Raw genomic sequence first — 18,828 nt, forward strand, 5'->3', positions numbered from 1 at the left:
CCCCTTTATTATGGCTTTAACTATGGCTTTATAACGATCTCAGCCGTCTTGCTGTCTATTACGCAATCCATCAAAGCGGGGATGATAGCAATAGAAAGTATTCACGATAAAAAACGGGATGTCACAATGCCCTGAAGACGCTATAATTCTTAGCATTAGATACTATAATCTGAAGCCGTTTATAGGATATAGAGACAGAAGAAGTTTCTATATTCTATGCATTGATTATGATCTTCAAGTGTATGACCATTAGCAAAACACCCTACCCCGAACAGGAAAAAGAAAACCTTTTTGCGATATATATCCACACACAGAAACTACATCATATTAACCAATTATAGTTTTTGTGGCATTTTTATTTGCATTACGGTAAATATAGTGCCGTTTTCCGATGGTTTCAATGCATAACTGTGTTTGCAAAGAGGGTAAACCCTTGTTGCCGTTATCCGGTCAAACTCTGGATTAAGGGGGATGTTGTTTTACCTCCCTCTTTTTTAATGGATGGCGACGAATAGATCACCTCCATTGGATATAAAATAAATTAAAGTATATTAAGTATATAAATCTACTGGACATGAAAAAATCCCCCCATTTAGAGGAATAAAAACAATTAATTTCTTATATACGACACAACAAATCAAACATACGTCAATATTTTCGAATAATACCAAGTCATTAGCTAACTTTTTGTTCATAATATTTATTTGCTATTTTTTTTAATTCTTTAAAAATTTTTTCTACGAGAAACGCAAAAGCAATTTATTCCCATGCAATTACTGAAGAAAATTCTCAAAAATGACATGGGAAATAAAAATGCACTACACTTATATTATCCAAAAGATTATGGGAAATACGCAATACAACGTTCAAAAAAGACACAATATACGCATCCTCATTTCTGTGTATTACAATTTTCCTCATCTACTGATAGCAGAACAACTTCACGACGATTGAATTGGGATAAAACTAAAAACGAAAACCTGAACCAATAGTAGCGCTATGTGGCGATAATGTATTTATTTCAGAAAATTGGTAATGATACTCAGCGAATACAGTCGCATTGTCAGATATCACCTTTTCTAAACCAGCCCCTACAAAAAATCCTTTAAAATTTGTGTCGATGAAGTTCAGTCCTCCAACTCCGTAATATAGACCATCTTCTATTGAAAATCCTGCGCGAGTCGCAATCTCTACAATATATTTTTCGTCACTATTTTTTGTGTCTTTTTTAGAAATAGCATCAGCACCATCAGCACCAGCAGTAGTAGAACCAGAAGCAGCAGCAGTAGCCTTAGACAAAACCATCAATCCTTCTGCACGAATACCATAAACTAGATCACCTACCTGCGTATCATATCCAAGAGTCAATCCTCCCTCAAATTGCTTTACATCGAATCTACCGGCAACTTTTAAATTTGTGTATAATCCAGTCCACATGCCATCATAATAATCCTGATATTGATCACCTTCACCGATATCACTGACAGGAATCCTGTTCTCAGCAGGAGATTTTACGGAATTATTAACGAAATATCCTTTTACAGGAGAAGAATCAGATGCAAAAGCATTACCAGAAAAAATACAGAAAGTTATTGCTAGATAAAACAAATTTTTCTTATTAGAATTCACGGCACTTACTCCATAATAATTAATAAAAATTTACCAAAATACGCTGATATTTACTGCTAACCTGTTAATTGTCAAGAGATAAGTTGTCACAACTTAAATACTACTATTTTCCATTTCAAAACATTTTTACAAAATATATAAAAGAACATATTAAGGCGATTACCCAAAAAATATTTTCTATCCTGAATAGTTTAAATCTAGTAATCACGCAAAGGGCGGAACGTCATCCTATGAATTTTGCTGGGACCATTTTCTTTTAGAGCCTGCAGATGTTTTTTTGTAGGGTAACCCACATGAGAATTAAATCCGTACTCTGGATAAGTGTTATGGGCAAGTTTCATGATACGATCACGTGTTACCTTTGCAACTATAGAGGCAGCTGCAATTGATAGCGAATACGAATCTCCTTTTATGATTGCAAAAGCTTGGCATGGAAGATTATCAGGAATACTCCGTCCATCTATAAGAACAGCTTTAGGAAATATATTTAACCCATTAACTGCATGCTGTATAGCATCAAGAGTTGCTTTATGGATATTGTGCTTATCTATATAATGATGCTCTAACGAAGCAATGGAGACGACCGAATTTTTAATTATTTCCTCATATAGGTGTTCTCTTTTTTGAGATGTAAGCTTTTTCGAATCGTCAATATCACGAGGAATTCTTTCTGGATTGAGAATAATTGCTGCTACCACAACTGGCCCTGCGAGAGCGCCACGTCCAACTTCGTCTATTCCTGCAACTGGCCACAAATCTTTTCCCTGGAGCATGATCTCAAATTCAAAACTAGGCTTCTTCTTTTCCAATAAGACAATATCCAGAATCTCTTTTCTTTCATTATAGACGACCATATATTCTATTCTTCCTCATTTTTTAAAGGATTTTTCTTCTCTTTTACAAAAATATTAAAACCTCACTCCTTACAAAAATCATATATATTTCTGACTGAATACATTGAATATCCCACGCGAAGAGAAGAATTTCAGTGCAAGTAGCAATTTAGCACCCAATTTTTCTTGAATATATAACGCCATATCCAGGTTTTTTAGAAGTTTTTTCTTGTCGATTAAATAACAAGATGTTGAGAGCATGGAACTTAAAAGAATTCTTCGTAAATCAGATGTTTATGTATCTCTTTCCTAGCTCTGGTCACAAAATCTGGTTTTTTTCTGCAAGAATTTATCTTGGGCGCGCGGTTGCTTGTTTCTGTTGATATTTCTGCAGAGCTTTCTCTCTTGGAGGCGCGGTTGCTTGCTGCTGGTAATGTCTAGATACAAATGGTTGTGGATGTTGGTTCTAAAAAGACACAAACAGTGGCGACGAAAAACCTATTATCACACGCTTATGGCGATCATTATCTAATAAAGCGTCCACGGATTCCTGAAGCATTCTCTTCTCATTGCGTATAATAAGCACACACAATTCAATTAATCGCTTCAAGCGATTATTCCTATATATGATAGAGATTGTGAATCGTGTAGAATTTTCGCTTGTATTCGCCAATTATCATGAGAAATTTTCTGAAAAACCACATGATCGATTCATATTACTACTTTGGCTTTAGGTTAGCTTCTGTAGTTTTTCCCCAATCCAATAGAGAAAATTTTCGTATTTCTAGCACTCATTGATTATAGTCAATACAATGATTTTCGGGGAATTCTCCTATGCGTCGTATTTCCCATTCCAAGCGAATTCCTGATGTATCCAAAACTTTCGTACGTACCATCTCACCAAGATATTCTAAATCATATCCTGTCGCATCTCCCGTGTTGATCATAAAATTACAGTGCAATTCCGATATTTTAGCACCTCCGAATTCTAGACCTCGACACTTAGCTTGATCTATTAATTTCCACGCAGAATACCCAACAGGATTTTTAAAAGTCGATCCTCCTGTTTTTTCCCTTATGGGCTGCACGGATTCACGATGATGATGAACATCTGCAATAGCAGAGCGAATGATCTTCTCTTCTTCTGGATAACCTCTCAATATAGCACGCGTTACAATCAAATCATCTGCAAGTGCAGAACAACGATATCCATATCCCATATCCTTCTGCGAGATAATATGTTCATTGCCGTCGCGATCAATAACATGAACTTCCACAACGCATTCAGAGGTTTCACAAGCATTAGCACCTGCATTCATCACTACAGCTCCTCCAATAGATCCCGGAATCCCATAAAAGAAGTGCAATCCTCCAATGCCGTGACGCATTGCTAATGTAGAAAGCGCTTTGCCGGAACAGCTCGCACCAGCAACAATACTCAGGTCACTTCTGACTTCTACGTGACCAAATCCATTATGCGACAATCGCAAAACAACGTTTCTGATACCAGCATCACGTACAAGAATATTTGAACCAAGGCCAACAACTGTTAAAGGGAGTTCTTTTGGAAAAATCTTTAAAAACATCTTGAGATCATCGAGGTCCTGCGGCTGGAACATGATTTCAGCATTACCACCAGTACGAAACCACGTCACTTTCCGCATCGGAAAATTTTCTAGAAACTTTCCTCTCAAGTTTTTTGCTTGTGCTTTGAAAGAAATAAAAAGCTCCCTCATGACTCATAACTACATATTATATCGTGCAAACACTATTCTGAGTAACAAACTCAAGTTCCTTGACAAAAGAAGTTGCCCATTGCGTAATATTTCCCGCTCCTAGAAAAATAACAAAATCACCTGGCTTGGCAATATTAACAACTTGGGAAACAAGATGATCAAAGGAATGCAAATAATATGCCCTAGTATTTCCATGTTTATTGTCGTTGATTTTGGCAACCAATGCCTGTGAATCAAAACCTTCTATAGGCTTTTCTCCAGCCGCATAAACGGGAGAGATAAGCACATTACTCGCATGAGAAAAACAATTGCTAAATTGATCAAACAAAGAAGAAAGTCGTGAATATCGATGTGGTTGGTGAATGGCAATGATGTTTCCAGGACAAACCTCACGAGCAGCAGAAAGAACAGAACTTATTTCTACAGGATGATGCCCGTAATCATCAAAAATATGCACATCATTCCAAATACCAAGCAGAGTGAATCTTCTCTTGACACCAGAAAAGGAAGAAAGCCCCTTGGAAATATCTTCAGGTGACAGACCAAGCTTGCTCGCTACAGCAATAGCAGCTGTAGCATTGGAGACATTATGATTCCCAATCATTGGCAAAATAATATTCTTTATTTCTACAGGGCTTTCATCCTCATGTCCGCGCAGAGTAACATCAAATACTGATCGTTCAGAGTATTTGCGTACATTGGAATAACAAACATCAGCCTGAGGATCTTGACCATAAGTAATGATTTTACGATTCTTCACTTTTTTAACAAGAGATAATACTTCAGGATGATCTAAACATACCACTCCAAAACCATAAAAAGGCATATTGTCAATGAAGTTATAAAAAGCAGAACGAACAGCGTCAAAAGTACCATAATAATCAAGATGTTCTGGATCAATATTTGTAATCACTGCAATATCAGAAGACAGTTTTAAAAAACTACCATCCGACTCATCCGCTTCAACAACCATCCACTCACCTGTACCTCTGCGTGCATTGGTTCCATAAGAATTGATAATTCCCCCGTTAATAACAGTTGGATCCATATTCCCTATATCAAGAAGAGTAGCAATTAACGAAGTCGTGGTCGTTTTTCCATGAGTCCCAGCAATCGCAATAGACTTTCGGAAACGCATAAGACCTGCCAGCATTTCAGCACGACATATAATCGGCAAATTCTTTTTACGCGCTGCAATACATTCCAAGTTGTCCTTATTAATCGCAGTAGAAACAACAATGACTTCAGCATCCATTATATTTTCTGCTTTATGACCGATAAATACCTTAATACCTTGTTTTCGAAGTCTCTGTATATTCTGGCTCATGATTTTATCTGATCCTTGGATCTGATAGCCGGTATTATGCAAAACCTCAGCAATGCCGCTCATCCCTATTCCGCCTATTCCTATAAAGTGTATAGGTCCCATTAACTGTGGAATTTGCATATACCTTCCCTTCTTAAACTAGAGATATCCTCTCTCAAAGCCAATATTTCAACCACGTTCGAAAGCGACGATATAACTCCTGGGTTTCCTTGTGCAGCGGCTTCTCTTGCCATGCTCACGATCTTTCCCGATCCTTTAATCGGATAGCTTGTATTATGCAAAACTTCAGCAATATCGCTCATATCCCTTCTATCCCGTCTATCTAACAGCTGGTATTTGACGAGTCCTATAGAGTGTATAGATCCCATTAACTGTGGAATTTGCATATACCTTCCCTTCTCAAACTGGAAACATCCTCTTTCCGAGCCAATAGTTCAACCACATTGGCAAGAGACGTTATAGCTCCTGGGTTTCCTTTTGCAGCAGCTTGTCTTGCCATGTAAATTAAACGATCTGGCTGTTCCATAGCAGCAGAAATCGATGCTGCTAATCTTTCCGGAGTGAAAGAATCTTGCGATAAAACTTCAGCTCCTCCTCCTTCCTGCAAGAACATGGCATTAAACTGCTGATCATGACTAATAGCATGCGGATAAGGGACAAGAATAGATGGACGTCCTACAACAGAAATTTCGGATACCGTCGAAGCTCCTGACCGACATATTAACAGATTCGCTGAGGAAATATACTCCTCTATATTCTCAAAAAAAGCAGAAATCTCAACTTTTAACCCAATTTTATCATACTTCCTTTGAATTTCTTCTCTTTCTTCCAGTTTAACTTGCTGCGTGATAACCAATCTTTGACGCTGTTCTAAAGGCATTAAATCTATAGCTTTAGGAACAACTTCTGAAAAAATTTTTGCACCTTGACTTCCACCAAAGATCATAAGACGAAAAGGTTCTCCCGAATAGCTCGCTTTATAAGGAATAACAGATGCTTTAAGAAGAGCAGGACGAACAGGATTTCCCGTTACAACCGTTTTGCGCGATAAATGTCCTTTTTTTTGTAAAAAAAGCCCGAGAGCGACAATCTTGACCCCAAAAGACAAAAGACGATTTGCCCTGCCCATAACAACGTTTTGTTCATGTATCATAGTAGGTATTCTCAATATTATCGCAGCAAACAAGGGAGCTAAAGTTGAACATGCTCCAAAACCAACAACAGCTTTTGGTTTTGTTTTTCTCATAAGCCGCCAAGAAAAGACAAAACCTTTCCATAAAAAGATCATGGAATGTAAAAAAACAATGGGATTGCATAAACGAATCTTGAAGGAAGGAACTTCGTGAATATCATCAAAAAGATTGTTTTTAGAAAAATATATGCCACGATTATCCGTCATGAGATGAACAACATATCCACGTTTTTTTAATTCACCAGACAATGCCACAGCAGGAAATACATGTCCCCCTGACCCTCCGGATACTAATAATATTTTATTATTTTCTGGCATATTGCGACCTCTACAATGTATTATAACGACGAAATGCGAAAAAGACGACTTTCCGTGGCGCGTCTCTCTGGTCGATGACGTGTCAAAGAGAGCAGAAAACCTATTGTCATACACATCCCTAACATTGAAGATCCCCCATAGGATATAGTCGGCATCGTCATACCTTTCGTTGGTAGAATTTGTAAATTTACACCAATATTAATGGTCGCCTGAAAACCTATTTGAAGAGCAAGACCTACCACAGCCAAGCGATTAAAATAATCGGGTTCCTTAAATGAATGCAAAAATGCACGCACAACAACAAAGGTAAAAATACATAAAATCATCATGCAAAATAGGATGCCAAATTCTTCTGCCGCAACAGAAAAGACAAAATCTGTATGACTATCAGGAATAATACGTTTAATTGTGCCCTCACCAGGTCCCTGACCAAACCATCCTCCACGTATAATGGCCTCACGTGAGCTATCTATTTGAAAAGAATCCCCTGTTCCTGTAAAAAAATGATTGATGCGATTGGCTACATGGGGCATCGTCTTATAGGCAAGTACCGAGCAGAATAAACCAAAAATACCAAATGCAATAACCAACAACCAGGAAACACCCGTAGCAAAAAAAATAGATCCCCATATAAAGGACATGAGGACACTCTGACCAAAATCAGGTTGCGCAACAAGCAATGCCACCACAATTCCGAATAAAATCAGAGAAAAAAGATTGCCTGGAACCTCTGGTTGACGTGCCTGTTCAGAAAAAAGCCAAGAACATACAACGATAAAAGCTGGCTTCATAAACTCAGAAGGTTGAATAGAAATTCCTGCGATATTTAACCAACGCCTAGCACCTTTAATTTCAACGCCAAGGAACAGGGTTATCAACATAGCAGTTAAAGAAAAGAACAGAATAATGAGCGCTATTTTTCTGATTTGCTCTGATGAAAAAAAGGAAAAGGATATCATCACCAATATAGAGGGAAAAAGGAAAAAGGCATGACGCTTAACAAAATAAAAGCTATCAAGTCCGAGTTTTTCGGCAACAGATGGTGACGAAGCAAAAGATAGCATAAAACCTAAGCCCATCAAAAACAAAAATGCCATGAGGGAAAAACGATCTATGGTCCAAAACCAATCTGCAAAAGGGCCTCTTTCCGTGCGACTCACCATGGCGACTGCCTTTCTTCATCCACATCAACGAGCATTTTTACTCCCTTTACTGCAGAAACACACGACATGAACGCAAATCCTCGTTCTTTGAAATTCTTATACTGATCAAAGCTAGCTCCTCCCGGAGAGAACAAAACAACAGAAGGCAAACCTGATGCAACGGCATCGTTAGAAGCGTTTATAACGGCTTTATCGATATTTTTAGAGATCTCAAAATGTATTTTTCCCTCAAGCTTATTCGCTAAAACATCTGCAGCCTTTCCAATAAAATACGCTTTAACAATTTTTGACAAGAAAGGAAAAAGAATCGAAACATCATTTGATTTTAATAAACCACCCGCAATCCAATAAATACGTCTTTTTTCTGTTAATAAAGCTTGAAGAACAGAATCCATATTTGTGGCCTTAGAATCATTGATAAAAACAACTTCTCTTACTTGGGCTATTTTTTGAAAACGGTGTGTTAGACCACGAAAAGAAGAGAGGGAATCTCGTATCTCGTCAATCTCCAAACCCAATTGCAAACAAACTACAACGGCTGCAGCTGTATTTTGGATATTATGACATCCAAGATTATCCTTTCCTGAGAGATCCATAAGCACGTTTGAAGTTTCACAAGATTTGAGATAAGAACCATCAATATACAACTCCATATCTGATGATGTGGGTTGAGACGATATCCGAGTGATCTCATGACCTGCTGCAACGATATTCGATGCAATTCCTTCGCATAAACTATCATTCATGCAAACAACGGCGTGACGACTCATCATCACAAGCCTTTGTTTGATTGCAGCATAACGCTCCAAGGTAACATGCCTCTCAAGATGATCAACAGAAAGATTTAACAGAACTCCAACAGAAGGATCAATCGTTGGTGTCAATTCTATTTGGTAAGAAGAGCATTCAATAACGTAAAAACGATCAACAGCAAAATCTGCAAGACTCATCACTGGATTACCAATATTGCCACCCAATTGTACGTCACGAGAATTTTTGCTCAGGATATGGGAAATTAATGCTACCGTAGTAGACTTACCATTCGTACCAGTAACAGCAATAAATGGAGAATTCACTGCAGAGAGACGTCTCTCTCGTACAAATAACTCAATATCTCCAATAATTTCAACTCCAGATCGCTTAGCCAATCCCACACACCAATGTACCTGAGGTCCTGTTAAAGGTGCACCAGGAGATAAAATAAGAGCAGCAAACTGCGACCATTGAACGGAGCGAAAATCAGAAATATCTATACCGAGACTTTTTGCATGCGCCAAGGATCTAGGATTATCATCCCAAGCAACAACGCGCACACCAGAACCCAACAAAGCTTTAGCAGCGGCCAATCCCGAAATACCCAATCCAAAAATTGCCACAGAAGAATTTTTAAAACCAATTATTTTCATCAAAACATTAACGCACTTTCAAAGTCGAGAGCCCAATCATAGCTAATATTACTGCAATAATCCAAAAACGAATCACTATCTGACTTTCAGTCCAGCCTTTTTTTTCAAAATGATGATGGATGGGAGCCATAAGGAAAATACGCTTACCTGTAATCTTAAAATACATGACTTGAATAATAACAGAAAGAGTTTCGACAACAAACAATCCTCCTATAATAATCATCACAATCTCATGTTTTGTAGAAACTGCAACGCCTCCAATCAACCCACCAAGTGCGAGTGATCCCGTATCTCCCATAAAAATAGCAGCTGGCGGAGCATTAAACCATAAAAAACCAAGTCCTGAGCCAATGACTGTTCCAAGAATAACTGCCAATTCGCCTGTACCCGGAACAAAATTTATTTGCAAGTAATTCGCGAAAATAACATTCCCAGCAACGTAAGCAATAAAAGCAAACGCAGCAGACGCAATCATGACCGGCACAATTGCCAATCCATCAAGCCCATCCGTGAGATTAACAGAATTAGCTGCGGATACGATAACAAAAGCACCGAAAGGAACAAAAAATATTCCTAGATCAAGCGCCAATTCTTTTAAAAAAGGAAAGAAAACAGTCGTATTGGTCGTAGCACCAAATAGTGTCGATTTAGTAGAGATATGTAAAACATAAACCGCAAGGCTTGCAATCAAAAATTCCGCCAAAATCCTTGTTTTCCACGACAGACCACCTGAATGACTTTTGGTAACTTTCAAATAATCATCACAAAAACCGACACCACCAAAGCCAAGTGTTACCAAAAGCATGATAATCACATAAGGAGAAGACAAATCAGCCCATAAGAGAGATGAGATAATGATACCAACCAAAATCATCATTCCCCCCATGGTTGGTGTCCCAGATTTTTTAAGATGTATAGGTAAATCTTTGATGCGAACGGGTTGTCCTTTCCCTCCTTGATATACACTTAAGATACGAATCATTTTAGGGCCAAAGGCAAAAATGATAAAAGCAGAACTCAGAAATGCTCCCCCCGTTCTAAAAGTTATATATTTGAAAAGATTAAAGAATTTTATATACTCTGAAAATTCAACCAACCAGATAAACATTACATTAAAACCTCTTTATTCTCTCTCAAACAACTCAGGAAACTTCATAATTCACTCTCAATTAAAGCAAACTTCGCATGACATGATCTCCCTTTGAACATTTTGTTTTATCCACTTTAAGGTAATATTTTGAATTCTTGAAGCAATGATTTAACAATGTGCTGAAAATTACTCGCTTGAGAAGATTTAACAACAACGACATCACCCACAACGAGAGAAGAGCGTATCAAAGCAAGAAGGTCATCCACATTTTTACAATATTTGATATCAATATTTTCCGACAATGCTTCTTTCAACATCCTCATATGTATACCACTCAACCAAACATGTGTGATTTTATGTGATAATAAGGTCTGTGAAAGATTTGCATGAAAAAAATCCGACCTTTCTCCCATTTCACACATATCCCCTAGCACTGCAATGCGACGTCCTTTTTCATGCGGAGCGATTTTAGCTAAAACTTCTATTGCAGCCTGCATAGAAGCAGGATTGGCGTTATAACTTTCATCAATAAGCGTAAAATACCCCGATTCTAAAGCAAGCTTATAACGTTTTCCCCTTCCTTCTTTAGGTTGGAATTCGGAAAGATTCTTTATCGCCTTAGCAATATCCGCAGAGAAAAAGGAAACGATACCCAATGTTAGCAAAATATTGTGCACCATATGCTTACCAGGAGCCAAAATCCTAACTTTTATTGTCTTATCTTGGATTCTTGCTGTCATCCAAGATTTCTCAGAACTTTCCTTGACCTTAAGGAGCTGAAAATCAGAGATACAGGATTCTCCAAAAGAGTAAACTTTTTTGATGCCCATAGCACGGGATCTATCTTGGAGAAATTCAAAATAGCCGTTATCACGATTCAGAACGACAGAGCCGTTTTTTTCCAATCCTTCAAAAATTTCCGCTTTAGCAGAAGCAATAGCATCTATCCCAGAGAAATTTCCTAAATGTACAGGAAAAATATTGGTAATAACTGCAATATGTGGGCGCACCAATTGCGTCAAGGAACGAAGTTCCCCTGCATGATTCATACCAAGTTCAAAAATCCCAAAATCAGCATCGTCTGGCATACGCGCTAATGTGAGTGGAACGCCTATATGATTATTATAAGAATCCGCACAAACATGCGTTTTTCCATAAGACGATAATGCAAACTTAAGCATCTCCTTAGTAGTCGTCTTCCCTACAGATCCAGTAATAGCAATAATCCTAGCCTTTGAACGAAGACGCGCAACAACAGCGAGCTTATGAAGAGCAGCTAAAACATCATCAACCAAAAGAACAGGAACAAATAATCGTCCTATCGAAGCACTTTTCTGCTTATCAATAACAATCAAAGATGCCTTTTTTTGAACCACATCAACGACGTAGTCATGTCCATCACAACGCTTACCCTTGATGGCAAAAAAAGCCTCACCCGGCAGTATTGAACGACTGTCTATTGAAATGCCTCCCACGTAACCTTTGGGTGCTTCTCCTACAAATTGTCCCTTTGTAGCACGGCATAAATCATTCAAGCTCCATAAGCGATGCACAATGAATATCCTTAAATATCATATACTCATAACACGATCGGAAAATCCTATCGACATGATTCCCAATTCAAATAATATATATAACATTAGCTATTTATTAATCCTTTATGTGATTTAACAATAATTGTAGGCACAATTTCTGGAAGGAAAGAGTCCTCCATCAAGATCTATATCTATTGAGGCATTTAGTCGACTGATATCTTCGTATTTGATTCTGAGAGTTTTTTTAGCCTCTGTTGAACTACAAGAGGAAAGTAGGAGGACCGCTATGAATTATGATTTTTCGTTTTTCTTGATTTCCTTCATAGTTAAGACTGTCTGTGATGATGATGATGATGTTATATTCTTTTCTCTTAACTAATGGATATTAGAGGAAATAATATAAAAAAACAGTTATCTATTGGTGGATTAGTTGTATACCTAAACCACCTATCCACCAATAGTATTAACATCCAAAGAAGCTTTATCTTCTTTTTATAATACGATCAAAAATTCTTATCGTTATACTTTCCCCTCCGCTAATCTAAGCGAGCGTTTATGAAAATGCCTCCCACGTAGCCTTTGGGTTTTTCTTCAATAAATCGTTTCTTGGTAGCATGGCAGGAATCATTCAAGCTTCATAAAACGATGGACAACTAATACCCTAAAATCTCACATATTATCCCGGAATCAGAAAATCCTACCGTTATATTCCCACTACCGATCTGAATTGTTTCATGCCCTTTGCCTGCTACAACCAAAACATCGTCTGAACGCAACATAGAGATGGCTTTACGGATAGCCTCTCGACGATCTCCTTCTTCAATAAAAAGATCAGAGCCATTTATAATTTCAGAACGAATTTTTTGGGGATCTTCGGAACGTGGATTGTCATCTGTCACAATAACCACATCAGCAAGTTGCAAAGAGATTTGTCCCATCAATAACCGTTTTCCTTGATCACGTTCACCTCCACAACCAAACACAAGAATAATGCGACCTGACGTAAAAATTCGAACGTTCTCTAAAAGACTTTTGAGAGAGCTAGGATTGTGAGCATAATCCACATAAATTCTTCCACCATTTACAGTTCGATGAACCAATTCAAGACGTCCAGAAACAACTCCCAATGTTTCTAAAGCTTTTATCACTACGGCGATATCTATACCTGTTGCAATGCATAATCCAGCAGCGACAAGAGCATTTTGTACTTGAAATTCTCCACAAAGAGGAAAATTGATGTTGAAAGTTTCTCCTTCAACAGACAAAGTGATTTCCTGTTTATCGTCTCTGCGAACGATTTTTTTCAAGTGCACGAATGTCCCTTTGGAGCCTACTGAAAGCACATGGCAACCAGATTTCCGAGCACGAATCATAACCTCATCCGACCAAGCATCATCTGCAAAGACAATCGCTGGAGATCCTTTTGGCAACAATTCTTCGAAAAGACGCATTTTAGCCTTGAAATATGCCTGCATCGTTTCGTGATAATCTAAATGATCACGCCCAAGATTTGTAAAAGCTCCCGCAGATAATTGTACCGCATCAAGCCGGTGTTGATCTAGACCATGACTGGAAGCCTCAATGGATACATGTGTCACTCCCTGAGAAGAGAAACGGGAGAGTGTCTGGGCAAGGTAAACAGGATCAGGTGTCGTTAAGCTATTATCGTCCTTATATTGAGATGAAATAATACCTGTTGTGCCGATCTGAGCGGCGGAAAAACCGGCATACTGACAAATCTGCCGCACAAAAGAAGCAACGGAAGTTTTTCCCGATGTTCCTGTAATCGCAAATATGATATCAGGGTGATTTCCATACAATCTTGAGGCAATAATAGACAAAAATTTTCTGATATTATCAACAAAAAGTATCGGCATGCCTGAATAATCAAGCTCTGCAAATTTTTGCAATACATCCGAATTGGGCATCACGATGGCAATTGCACCTCTCTGCAATGCTTGTGCAATAAAACTTCTACCGTCGACCTTATTGCCAGGAATAGCAACAAATATCCACCCTGGTTGAATACAACGGCTATCTGAGGAAATACCAGAAACCTCAGAGTTTTTCCATTGCATAGAAAAACTCAAACACTGATCGGCAACTTCTGGAAATTCCTTCTGGATCAGATCTTGTAACTTCAAAAAATCCTCCCTTTAAAATATAGGATAAAGATCGTTGGATAATTTTCAATAAATCCACAACGATCTTTGAATATTCTTAAAAAATTACTAGCAATAGCAACAGATATCTACCCTAGTTTAATATAACGGCTGTCTGAGGAAATATCAGAAACCTCAGAACTTTTCCATTGCATAGAAAAACTCAAACACTTATTGGCAACTTCTGGAAAATCCTAACGTAGCATTCATATCCTATTTATACCATCTGCTAGCTGATTTTTCTCCAACTTTAGGAGAATCAATAAAGCTCAGAACAACATACTGAGGATTGCTTGTCGGGCAAAGCTCCAAAAAAGAATTGCAGTTAAAGGCATGAGAATAACGTCTATCAACAACCTTTTAAGCCATACCAGACACCATATCAACCTCAAGCCCAAATAAACCCAAAACAAGCCCATACTACAAAACGAAAACTCAGTTTTTCGGATCTTAGAGGTACCAATCCTCATCCATATCTCCAGATAACTCTCGTAACCCCGCACACATACATATGCCATCATATTACCCTTCCCCCGACCACTGAGCCTCCTCTATCAAGAAACTTATCCCCCTCACCAGAGGTCCATACCGGTTTCACCACCAACATCAAATCCCAGCACAAATGCTTATCTTCATGAACTGTCAATCTCAGTCATAACAGAAAACATTCAACATAGCTGCATACAACAGCTGTCTGACGAAATACCAAATTCAAAATTCCTCCTTCGCACGACAAAATTACTCCTTACGAAGTACTGCGAAATCCTAAGAAGCTCACCACGTATCATCGATACTGAGCAACTTCTAGAAAATCCTTCTCTATTAGATCTTGTAACTTCAAATTATTCCGCTGTAGATAAGCCAGAAGATGGAGGATAACGAGGTCTTATAGACCCCTGTTTGATCTTGATATAAGTTTCAATACGTGGTGTCCTTTTCCCACTTTTAAACCTTAATAATATACCCTTTGAACAGCTGGTTATCACTAAAATAGAGAGATTTTGATAGGATTTGCGAGCCATCAGAAGCTGAGGGACTTTTGATGCCTTTAAAAACTCCAAAACCATAAAGACATAACGGATTGGGCTGTTTGTAACTGCGATCTAGGGACCTCTGTCAAATAAGTTAAGAAAATAATAGCGGATCTACAATATTATGAATACCATATGACATCAAATCCTCCCTTTAAAATATAGGATACAGATCGCTGGATACTTTTCAATAAATCGACGGTGACCTTTGAACATCCTTAAAAACGGGTTTTACACCCAGAATAGCAGCTGATCGACGAATGATTTCTCCTACCACAGGCGCAGCATTCATACCTGCTGTGAGCTGATTTTTTTCTCCAATTTTAGGAGAATCAATAAAGCTCAGCACAACATATCGAGGATTACTGATCGGGAAAATACCCAGAAAAGAATTAAAGTTAAAAGCATCGGAATAGCGTCCATCAATAACCTTTTGAGCCGTACCGGTTTTACCACCAACTTCAAATCCTGGCACAAATGCTCGTCTTCCTGAACCGTTTATAACTCCCTGGCGTAATAAGGATACCATACTATCACTCGTACTTTTTTTGAGAACAATACGAGAAACTTTGGAAGCCTCTTCACGACTACGAACTAAAAAAGTCGGAGGAATAAGCCGGCCTCCATTCACTAGTGCAATAGCAGAAACCGCAGTCTGTAGTGGCGTAGTTGCAATACCATGACCAAAAGAAGCCGTTAATGAATGAATTTTCTTCCACGGAATCGGCTGAGTTGGCGTTTTGACTTCTGGTAATTCCGTTTCCAATTTGGTCAATAAACCTAATTTGTGCAAAAACTCCTGATGTTTATTAATGCCCACAATATCAGCAATTTTAGCAGCTCCAATATTGGAAGAATATTGAAAAATCTCCGAAACAGTCAAAAGACGCCTTTGAGCATGAAAATCTTTAATGAAATATTTGCCTTCTTTAATGGGATAACGTGCATCCAGGCTATCATTTATCGTCAATAAACCGGAATCGAGTCCCATAGCAATGGTAAAGGCCTTAAAAGTTGATCCCATTTCGAAAGTCCCATTTGAAATGCGGTTGAGCCAACCTTCTGTTTTTCCTTCTATCAACTTATTGGGATCATAGTCAGGAATAGAAACCATAGCGATAATTTCACCCGTAAGAACATTAAGTATGACCGCTCCTGCCGATTCTGCTTGATATTTTATTTTACTTTCAGTCAATACTTCATGCACCATTGCCTGCACACGCAAATCAAGTGATAATTTGATGGGCTTGAGAACTTGTCCTTCAATCTCCTCTATCTTTGTTGTTGGCAAAAATAAAAGTCCTTGCATATCAATAAATTTTTCCATTCCTGCCATCCCACGATTGTCGACATTGACATAACCTACAACATGTGACGTTACCGAAGAAGAAGGATAGAAACGGCGTTTTTCGGGACGAAATCCCAGTCCTGGAATTCCAAGATTTAAAATATAATTCTGCTGTTTGGGCGTAAGTTGGCGACGCAACCATTGAAATCTTGACTTAGAGGATAGTTTTCGACGCACCGTTTGCACATCCAGATTAGGCAATACGGTCAATAATTTTTGTATCACTTCATCAGGATTGATAATCCTATACGGCTCCGCATACAAAGAAACCATTTTTATATCCGTCGCCAGAATTTCTCCATTCCGATCAAGAATATCAGGACGTGAAACTAAATACGACTCCGATGATATGGACGGAAATATCGTTTCAATCCGCAAAAACCCATAATGCAATAATCTCCATCCAAGAACGATATAAATACTAATAAAAGCCAGTATGATGATGAGGATCCGGTTTTTGCTACGTTCAGTTATTTTTTTATGCTGAATTTGAAAGAGATTTTCTCCACTCGCTAAAAGATTGGTATCATTTATAGGCAAAAACATTTGGTTTTTTGCCATGTTTATAAAGGGAAAAAACATTTTAGTGCCCTAAAATTTCCGAATTAAGGCTCCATGTTTTCCGCCTTAAAATTCAATTCATCACCTCTTTTTGAATCTACTACATCCAATTTACGGATATCCGATACTTTTTTTGCACATCTAAAATTTCTTTTTCTTCTGGAAAAGATCGCAATTTCAATGTCAATAAATCAGAAGGCGAAATCAAATTCACTGGATTCGTCAATTGTAATTGCATTTTTTTTTGATAAAAAGAGACAAGTCTTTTTAGCCTAGAAGGTTGAGATAATATTGCCAAATCAGCTTTTAGTAAATTAATAGTATCTCGTTCCAGTTGCACTTTTTCCTGTAGAAGACGAAGTTCGTGTCTTTTTACTACTGATTGATGCTTGATCAAGTACGTCATCGTCATAGCTATTGCAATAATCACAATGATAACCAAATCAAACGTTTTTAGCATGTCCAATCCTAACTTGAGAAATTAAAGGTAATTGGGGCAAATGCATAAAAGAAAGAGATCTCGGCATAGGAGGCGCAAAAGTGCGAATTCCAACACGCAATTTGGCAGATCGAGCACGCCTATTAGTATCAATATCACATTGAGTAGGAACAATTACCTTCTTTGTTAAAAGCTTAAAAACGGCGGGATGAGCACGAGGATCCAGCATATGTCGAATAGCAGAGACCTTGCCAGCACGACTGGAAAAAAAATTTTTCACAATACGGTCTTCCAGAGAATGAAAAGAAACAACCACAAGGATTCCATCACATCCCAGAACCTTTTCTGCTGCTAATAATCCTTGTGCAAGCTCTTCCAATTCATTATTTACAAATATGCGGAGCGCCTGAAATGAACGTGTCGCTGGATGAATGCGATATTTTTCTCTAAAATGCGATATTTTTTGGATCAAAGAAGAAAGCTCTCCCGTTGTACGAAAAGGAGAAACCTGACGATGTTTTACGATAGCACGGGCAATACGAGAAGCTTGCTTCTCTTCTCCTAAAATATTCAAAATATATGAAAGATCATTAACATTAGTATGATTCACCACATCCGATGCTGATATACCATCGCAAGACATGCGCATATCCAAGGGTCCATCTTTTTGAAAAGAAAATCCCCGCTCAGCATTATCAATTTGCATAGAAGAAACGCCCAGATCGAAGACAATTGCATCAACACCATCGGCGGGCACATATTTATCAAGTTGAGAAAAATTTGCGTTTAAAAGAGAAAATTTTCCCTCAAAACTTTTTTCCAAATACTTTCCTTTTGAAACCGCTAACGGATCACGATCTAATGCAATAACATTTGCACCCTTTTCACAAAAAGAACGGCTATAACCTCCTGCTCCAAACGTAGCATCAAGAATAGTTTTTCCAGGAGATGGATTAATCAATGAAATAACTTTTGATAAGAGGACAGGAACATGATTCTCTGCACTCTTGACAACAGATGATGATGATATACTTTGGGTGCACCCAGATTCCATTGCG

General features: G+C 38.1%; 15 protein-coding genes. All 15 read right to left on the bottom strand.

Annotated elements, in window-relative coordinates:
* Positions 1 to 966 precede the first annotated feature (966 nt).
* Positions 967 to 1,629, bottom strand: coding sequence for an outer membrane protein (locus H0G72_RS02770; RefSeq protein WP_182017267.1), 663 nt, complete (start codon positions 1,627 to 1,629; stop codon positions 967 to 969).
* A 197-nt stretch (positions 1,630 to 1,826) separates the two neighbouring features.
* Complete coding sequence (locus H0G72_RS02775; RefSeq protein ID WP_182017268.1) at positions 1,827 to 2,483, bottom strand: ribonuclease HII; 657 nt, start codon at positions 2,481 to 2,483, stop codon at positions 1,827 to 1,829.
* A gap of 770 nt (positions 2,484 to 3,253) precedes the next feature.
* Positions 3,254 to 4,198, bottom strand: a complete 945-nt coding sequence (gene murB, locus H0G72_RS02785; RefSeq protein WP_182017270.1) for a UDP-N-acetylmuramate dehydrogenase — start codon at positions 4,196 to 4,198, stop codon at positions 3,254 to 3,256.
* Between the two features lie 16 nt (positions 4,199 to 4,214).
* Entirely contained in the window at positions 4,215 to 5,645 is a 1,431-nt protein-coding gene (gene murC / locus H0G72_RS02790) for a UDP-N-acetylmuramate--L-alanine ligase (protein WP_182017271.1), read from the bottom strand.
* On the bottom strand, positions 5,627 to 5,911 hold the full coding sequence (locus H0G72_RS02795; protein ID WP_182017272.1) for a hypothetical protein: 285 nt from the start codon (positions 5,909 to 5,911) through the stop codon (positions 5,627 to 5,629). Before H0G72_RS02795 ends, murC begins: the two co-directional genes overlap by 19 nt.
* Positions 5,893 to 7,035 (bottom strand): UDP-N-acetylglucosamine--N-acetylmuramyl-(pentapeptide) pyrophosphoryl-undecaprenol N-acetylglucosamine transferase, encoded by a 1,143-nt coding sequence (locus tag H0G72_RS02800; RefSeq protein ID WP_182017273.1) that lies wholly within the window; start codon positions 7,033 to 7,035, stop codon positions 5,893 to 5,895. The genes H0G72_RS02795 and H0G72_RS02800 overlap by 19 nt, the downstream gene beginning before the upstream one ends.
* Positions 7,036 to 7,055: 20 nt before the next feature.
* The gene (locus H0G72_RS02805; protein WP_182017274.1) at positions 7,056 to 8,198 is read right to left on the bottom strand and encodes an FtsW/RodA/SpoVE family cell cycle protein; all 1,143 of its coding nucleotides are present in this window, start codon (positions 8,196 to 8,198) and stop codon (positions 7,056 to 7,058) included.
* Entirely contained in the window at positions 8,192 to 9,607 is a 1,416-nt protein-coding gene (murD, locus tag H0G72_RS02810) for a UDP-N-acetylmuramoyl-L-alanine--D-glutamate ligase (RefSeq protein ID WP_409049317.1), read from the bottom strand. The genes H0G72_RS02805 and murD overlap by 7 nt, the downstream gene beginning before the upstream one ends.
* 4 nt (positions 9,608 to 9,611) lie before the next feature.
* A complete protein-coding gene (mraY, locus tag H0G72_RS02815; RefSeq protein WP_182017276.1) occupies positions 9,612 to 10,712 on the bottom strand; it encodes a phospho-N-acetylmuramoyl-pentapeptide-transferase in 1,101 nt (366 codons plus the stop codon).
* Positions 10,713 to 10,828: 116 nt separating this feature from the next.
* A complete protein-coding gene (locus tag H0G72_RS02820) occupies positions 10,829 to 12,247 on the bottom strand; it encodes a UDP-N-acetylmuramoyl-tripeptide--D-alanyl-D-alanine ligase (RefSeq protein ID WP_182017277.1) in 1,419 nt (472 codons plus the stop codon).
* A gap of 635 nt (positions 12,248 to 12,882) precedes the next feature.
* Complete coding sequence (locus H0G72_RS02825; RefSeq protein WP_182017278.1) at positions 12,883 to 14,373, bottom strand: UDP-N-acetylmuramoyl-L-alanyl-D-glutamate--2,6-diaminopimelate ligase; 1,491 nt, start codon at positions 14,371 to 14,373, stop codon at positions 12,883 to 12,885.
* Positions 14,374 to 14,660: 287 nt separating this feature from the next.
* Positions 14,661 to 14,861: a hypothetical protein gene (locus H0G72_RS02830; RefSeq protein ID WP_182017279.1), complete on the bottom strand. Its 201-nt coding sequence runs from the start codon at positions 14,859 to 14,861 to the stop codon at positions 14,661 to 14,663.
* Positions 14,862 to 15,609: 748 nt separating this feature from the next.
* A complete protein-coding gene (locus tag H0G72_RS02835; RefSeq protein WP_259345112.1) occupies positions 15,610 to 17,316 on the bottom strand; it encodes a peptidoglycan D,D-transpeptidase FtsI family protein in 1,707 nt (568 codons plus the stop codon).
* A 115-nt stretch (positions 17,317 to 17,431) separates the two neighbouring features.
* Positions 17,432 to 17,791 (bottom strand): cell division protein FtsL, encoded by a 360-nt coding sequence (gene ftsL / locus H0G72_RS02840; protein ID WP_182017281.1) that lies wholly within the window; start codon positions 17,789 to 17,791, stop codon positions 17,432 to 17,434.
* On the bottom strand, positions 17,775 to 18,824 hold the full coding sequence (gene rsmH / locus H0G72_RS02845; RefSeq protein ID WP_182017282.1) for a 16S rRNA (cytosine(1402)-N(4))-methyltransferase RsmH: 1,050 nt from the start codon (positions 18,822 to 18,824) through the stop codon (positions 17,775 to 17,777). Before rsmH ends, ftsL begins: the two co-directional genes overlap by 17 nt.
* Between the last annotated feature and the right edge of the window lie 4 nt (positions 18,825 to 18,828).

This window comes from Candidatus Liberibacter sp., assembly GCF_014048425.1.
Taxonomy (GTDB): Bacteria; Pseudomonadota; Alphaproteobacteria; order Rhizobiales; family Rhizobiaceae; genus Liberibacter.

Bases quoted from the DNA above. Each gene is read 5' to 3' on its own strand.
- H0G72_RS02775 (WP_182017268.1), bottom strand. From the start codon at position 2,483: ATGGTCGTCTATAATGAAAGAAAAGAGATTCTGGATATTGTCTTATTG.
- murB (WP_182017270.1), bottom strand. From the start codon at position 4,198: ATGAGGGAGCTTTTTATTTCTTTCAAAGCACAAGCAAAAAACTTGAGA.
- murC (WP_182017271.1), bottom strand. From the start codon at position 5,645: ATGCAAATTCCACAGTTAATGGGACCTATACACTTTATAGGAATAGGC.
- H0G72_RS02795 (WP_182017272.1), bottom strand. From the start codon at position 5,911: ATGCAAATTCCACAGTTAATGGGATCTATACACTCTATAGGACTCGTC.
- H0G72_RS02800 (WP_182017273.1), bottom strand. From the start codon at position 7,035: ATGCCAGAAAATAATAAAATATTATTAGTATCCGGAGGGTCAGGGGGA.
- H0G72_RS02805 (WP_182017274.1), bottom strand. From the start codon at position 8,198: ATGGTGAGTCGCACGGAAAGAGGCCCTTTTGCAGATTGGTTTTGGACC.
- mraY (WP_182017276.1), bottom strand. From the start codon at position 10,712: ATGTTTATCTGGTTGGTTGAATTTTCAGAGTATATAAAATTCTTTAAT.
- H0G72_RS02830 (WP_182017279.1), bottom strand. From the start codon at position 14,861: ATGAGGATTGGTACCTCTAAGATCCGAAAAACTGAGTTTTCGTTTTGT.
- H0G72_RS02835 (WP_259345112.1), bottom strand. From the start codon at position 17,316: ATGTTTTTGCCTATAAATGATACCAATCTTTTAGCGAGTGGAGAAAAT.
- ftsL (WP_182017281.1), bottom strand. From the start codon at position 17,791: ATGCTAAAAACGTTTGATTTGGTTATCATTGTGATTATTGCAATAGCT.
- rsmH (WP_182017282.1), bottom strand. From the start codon at position 18,824: ATGGAATCTGGGTGCACCCAAAGTATATCATCATCATCTGTTGTCAAG.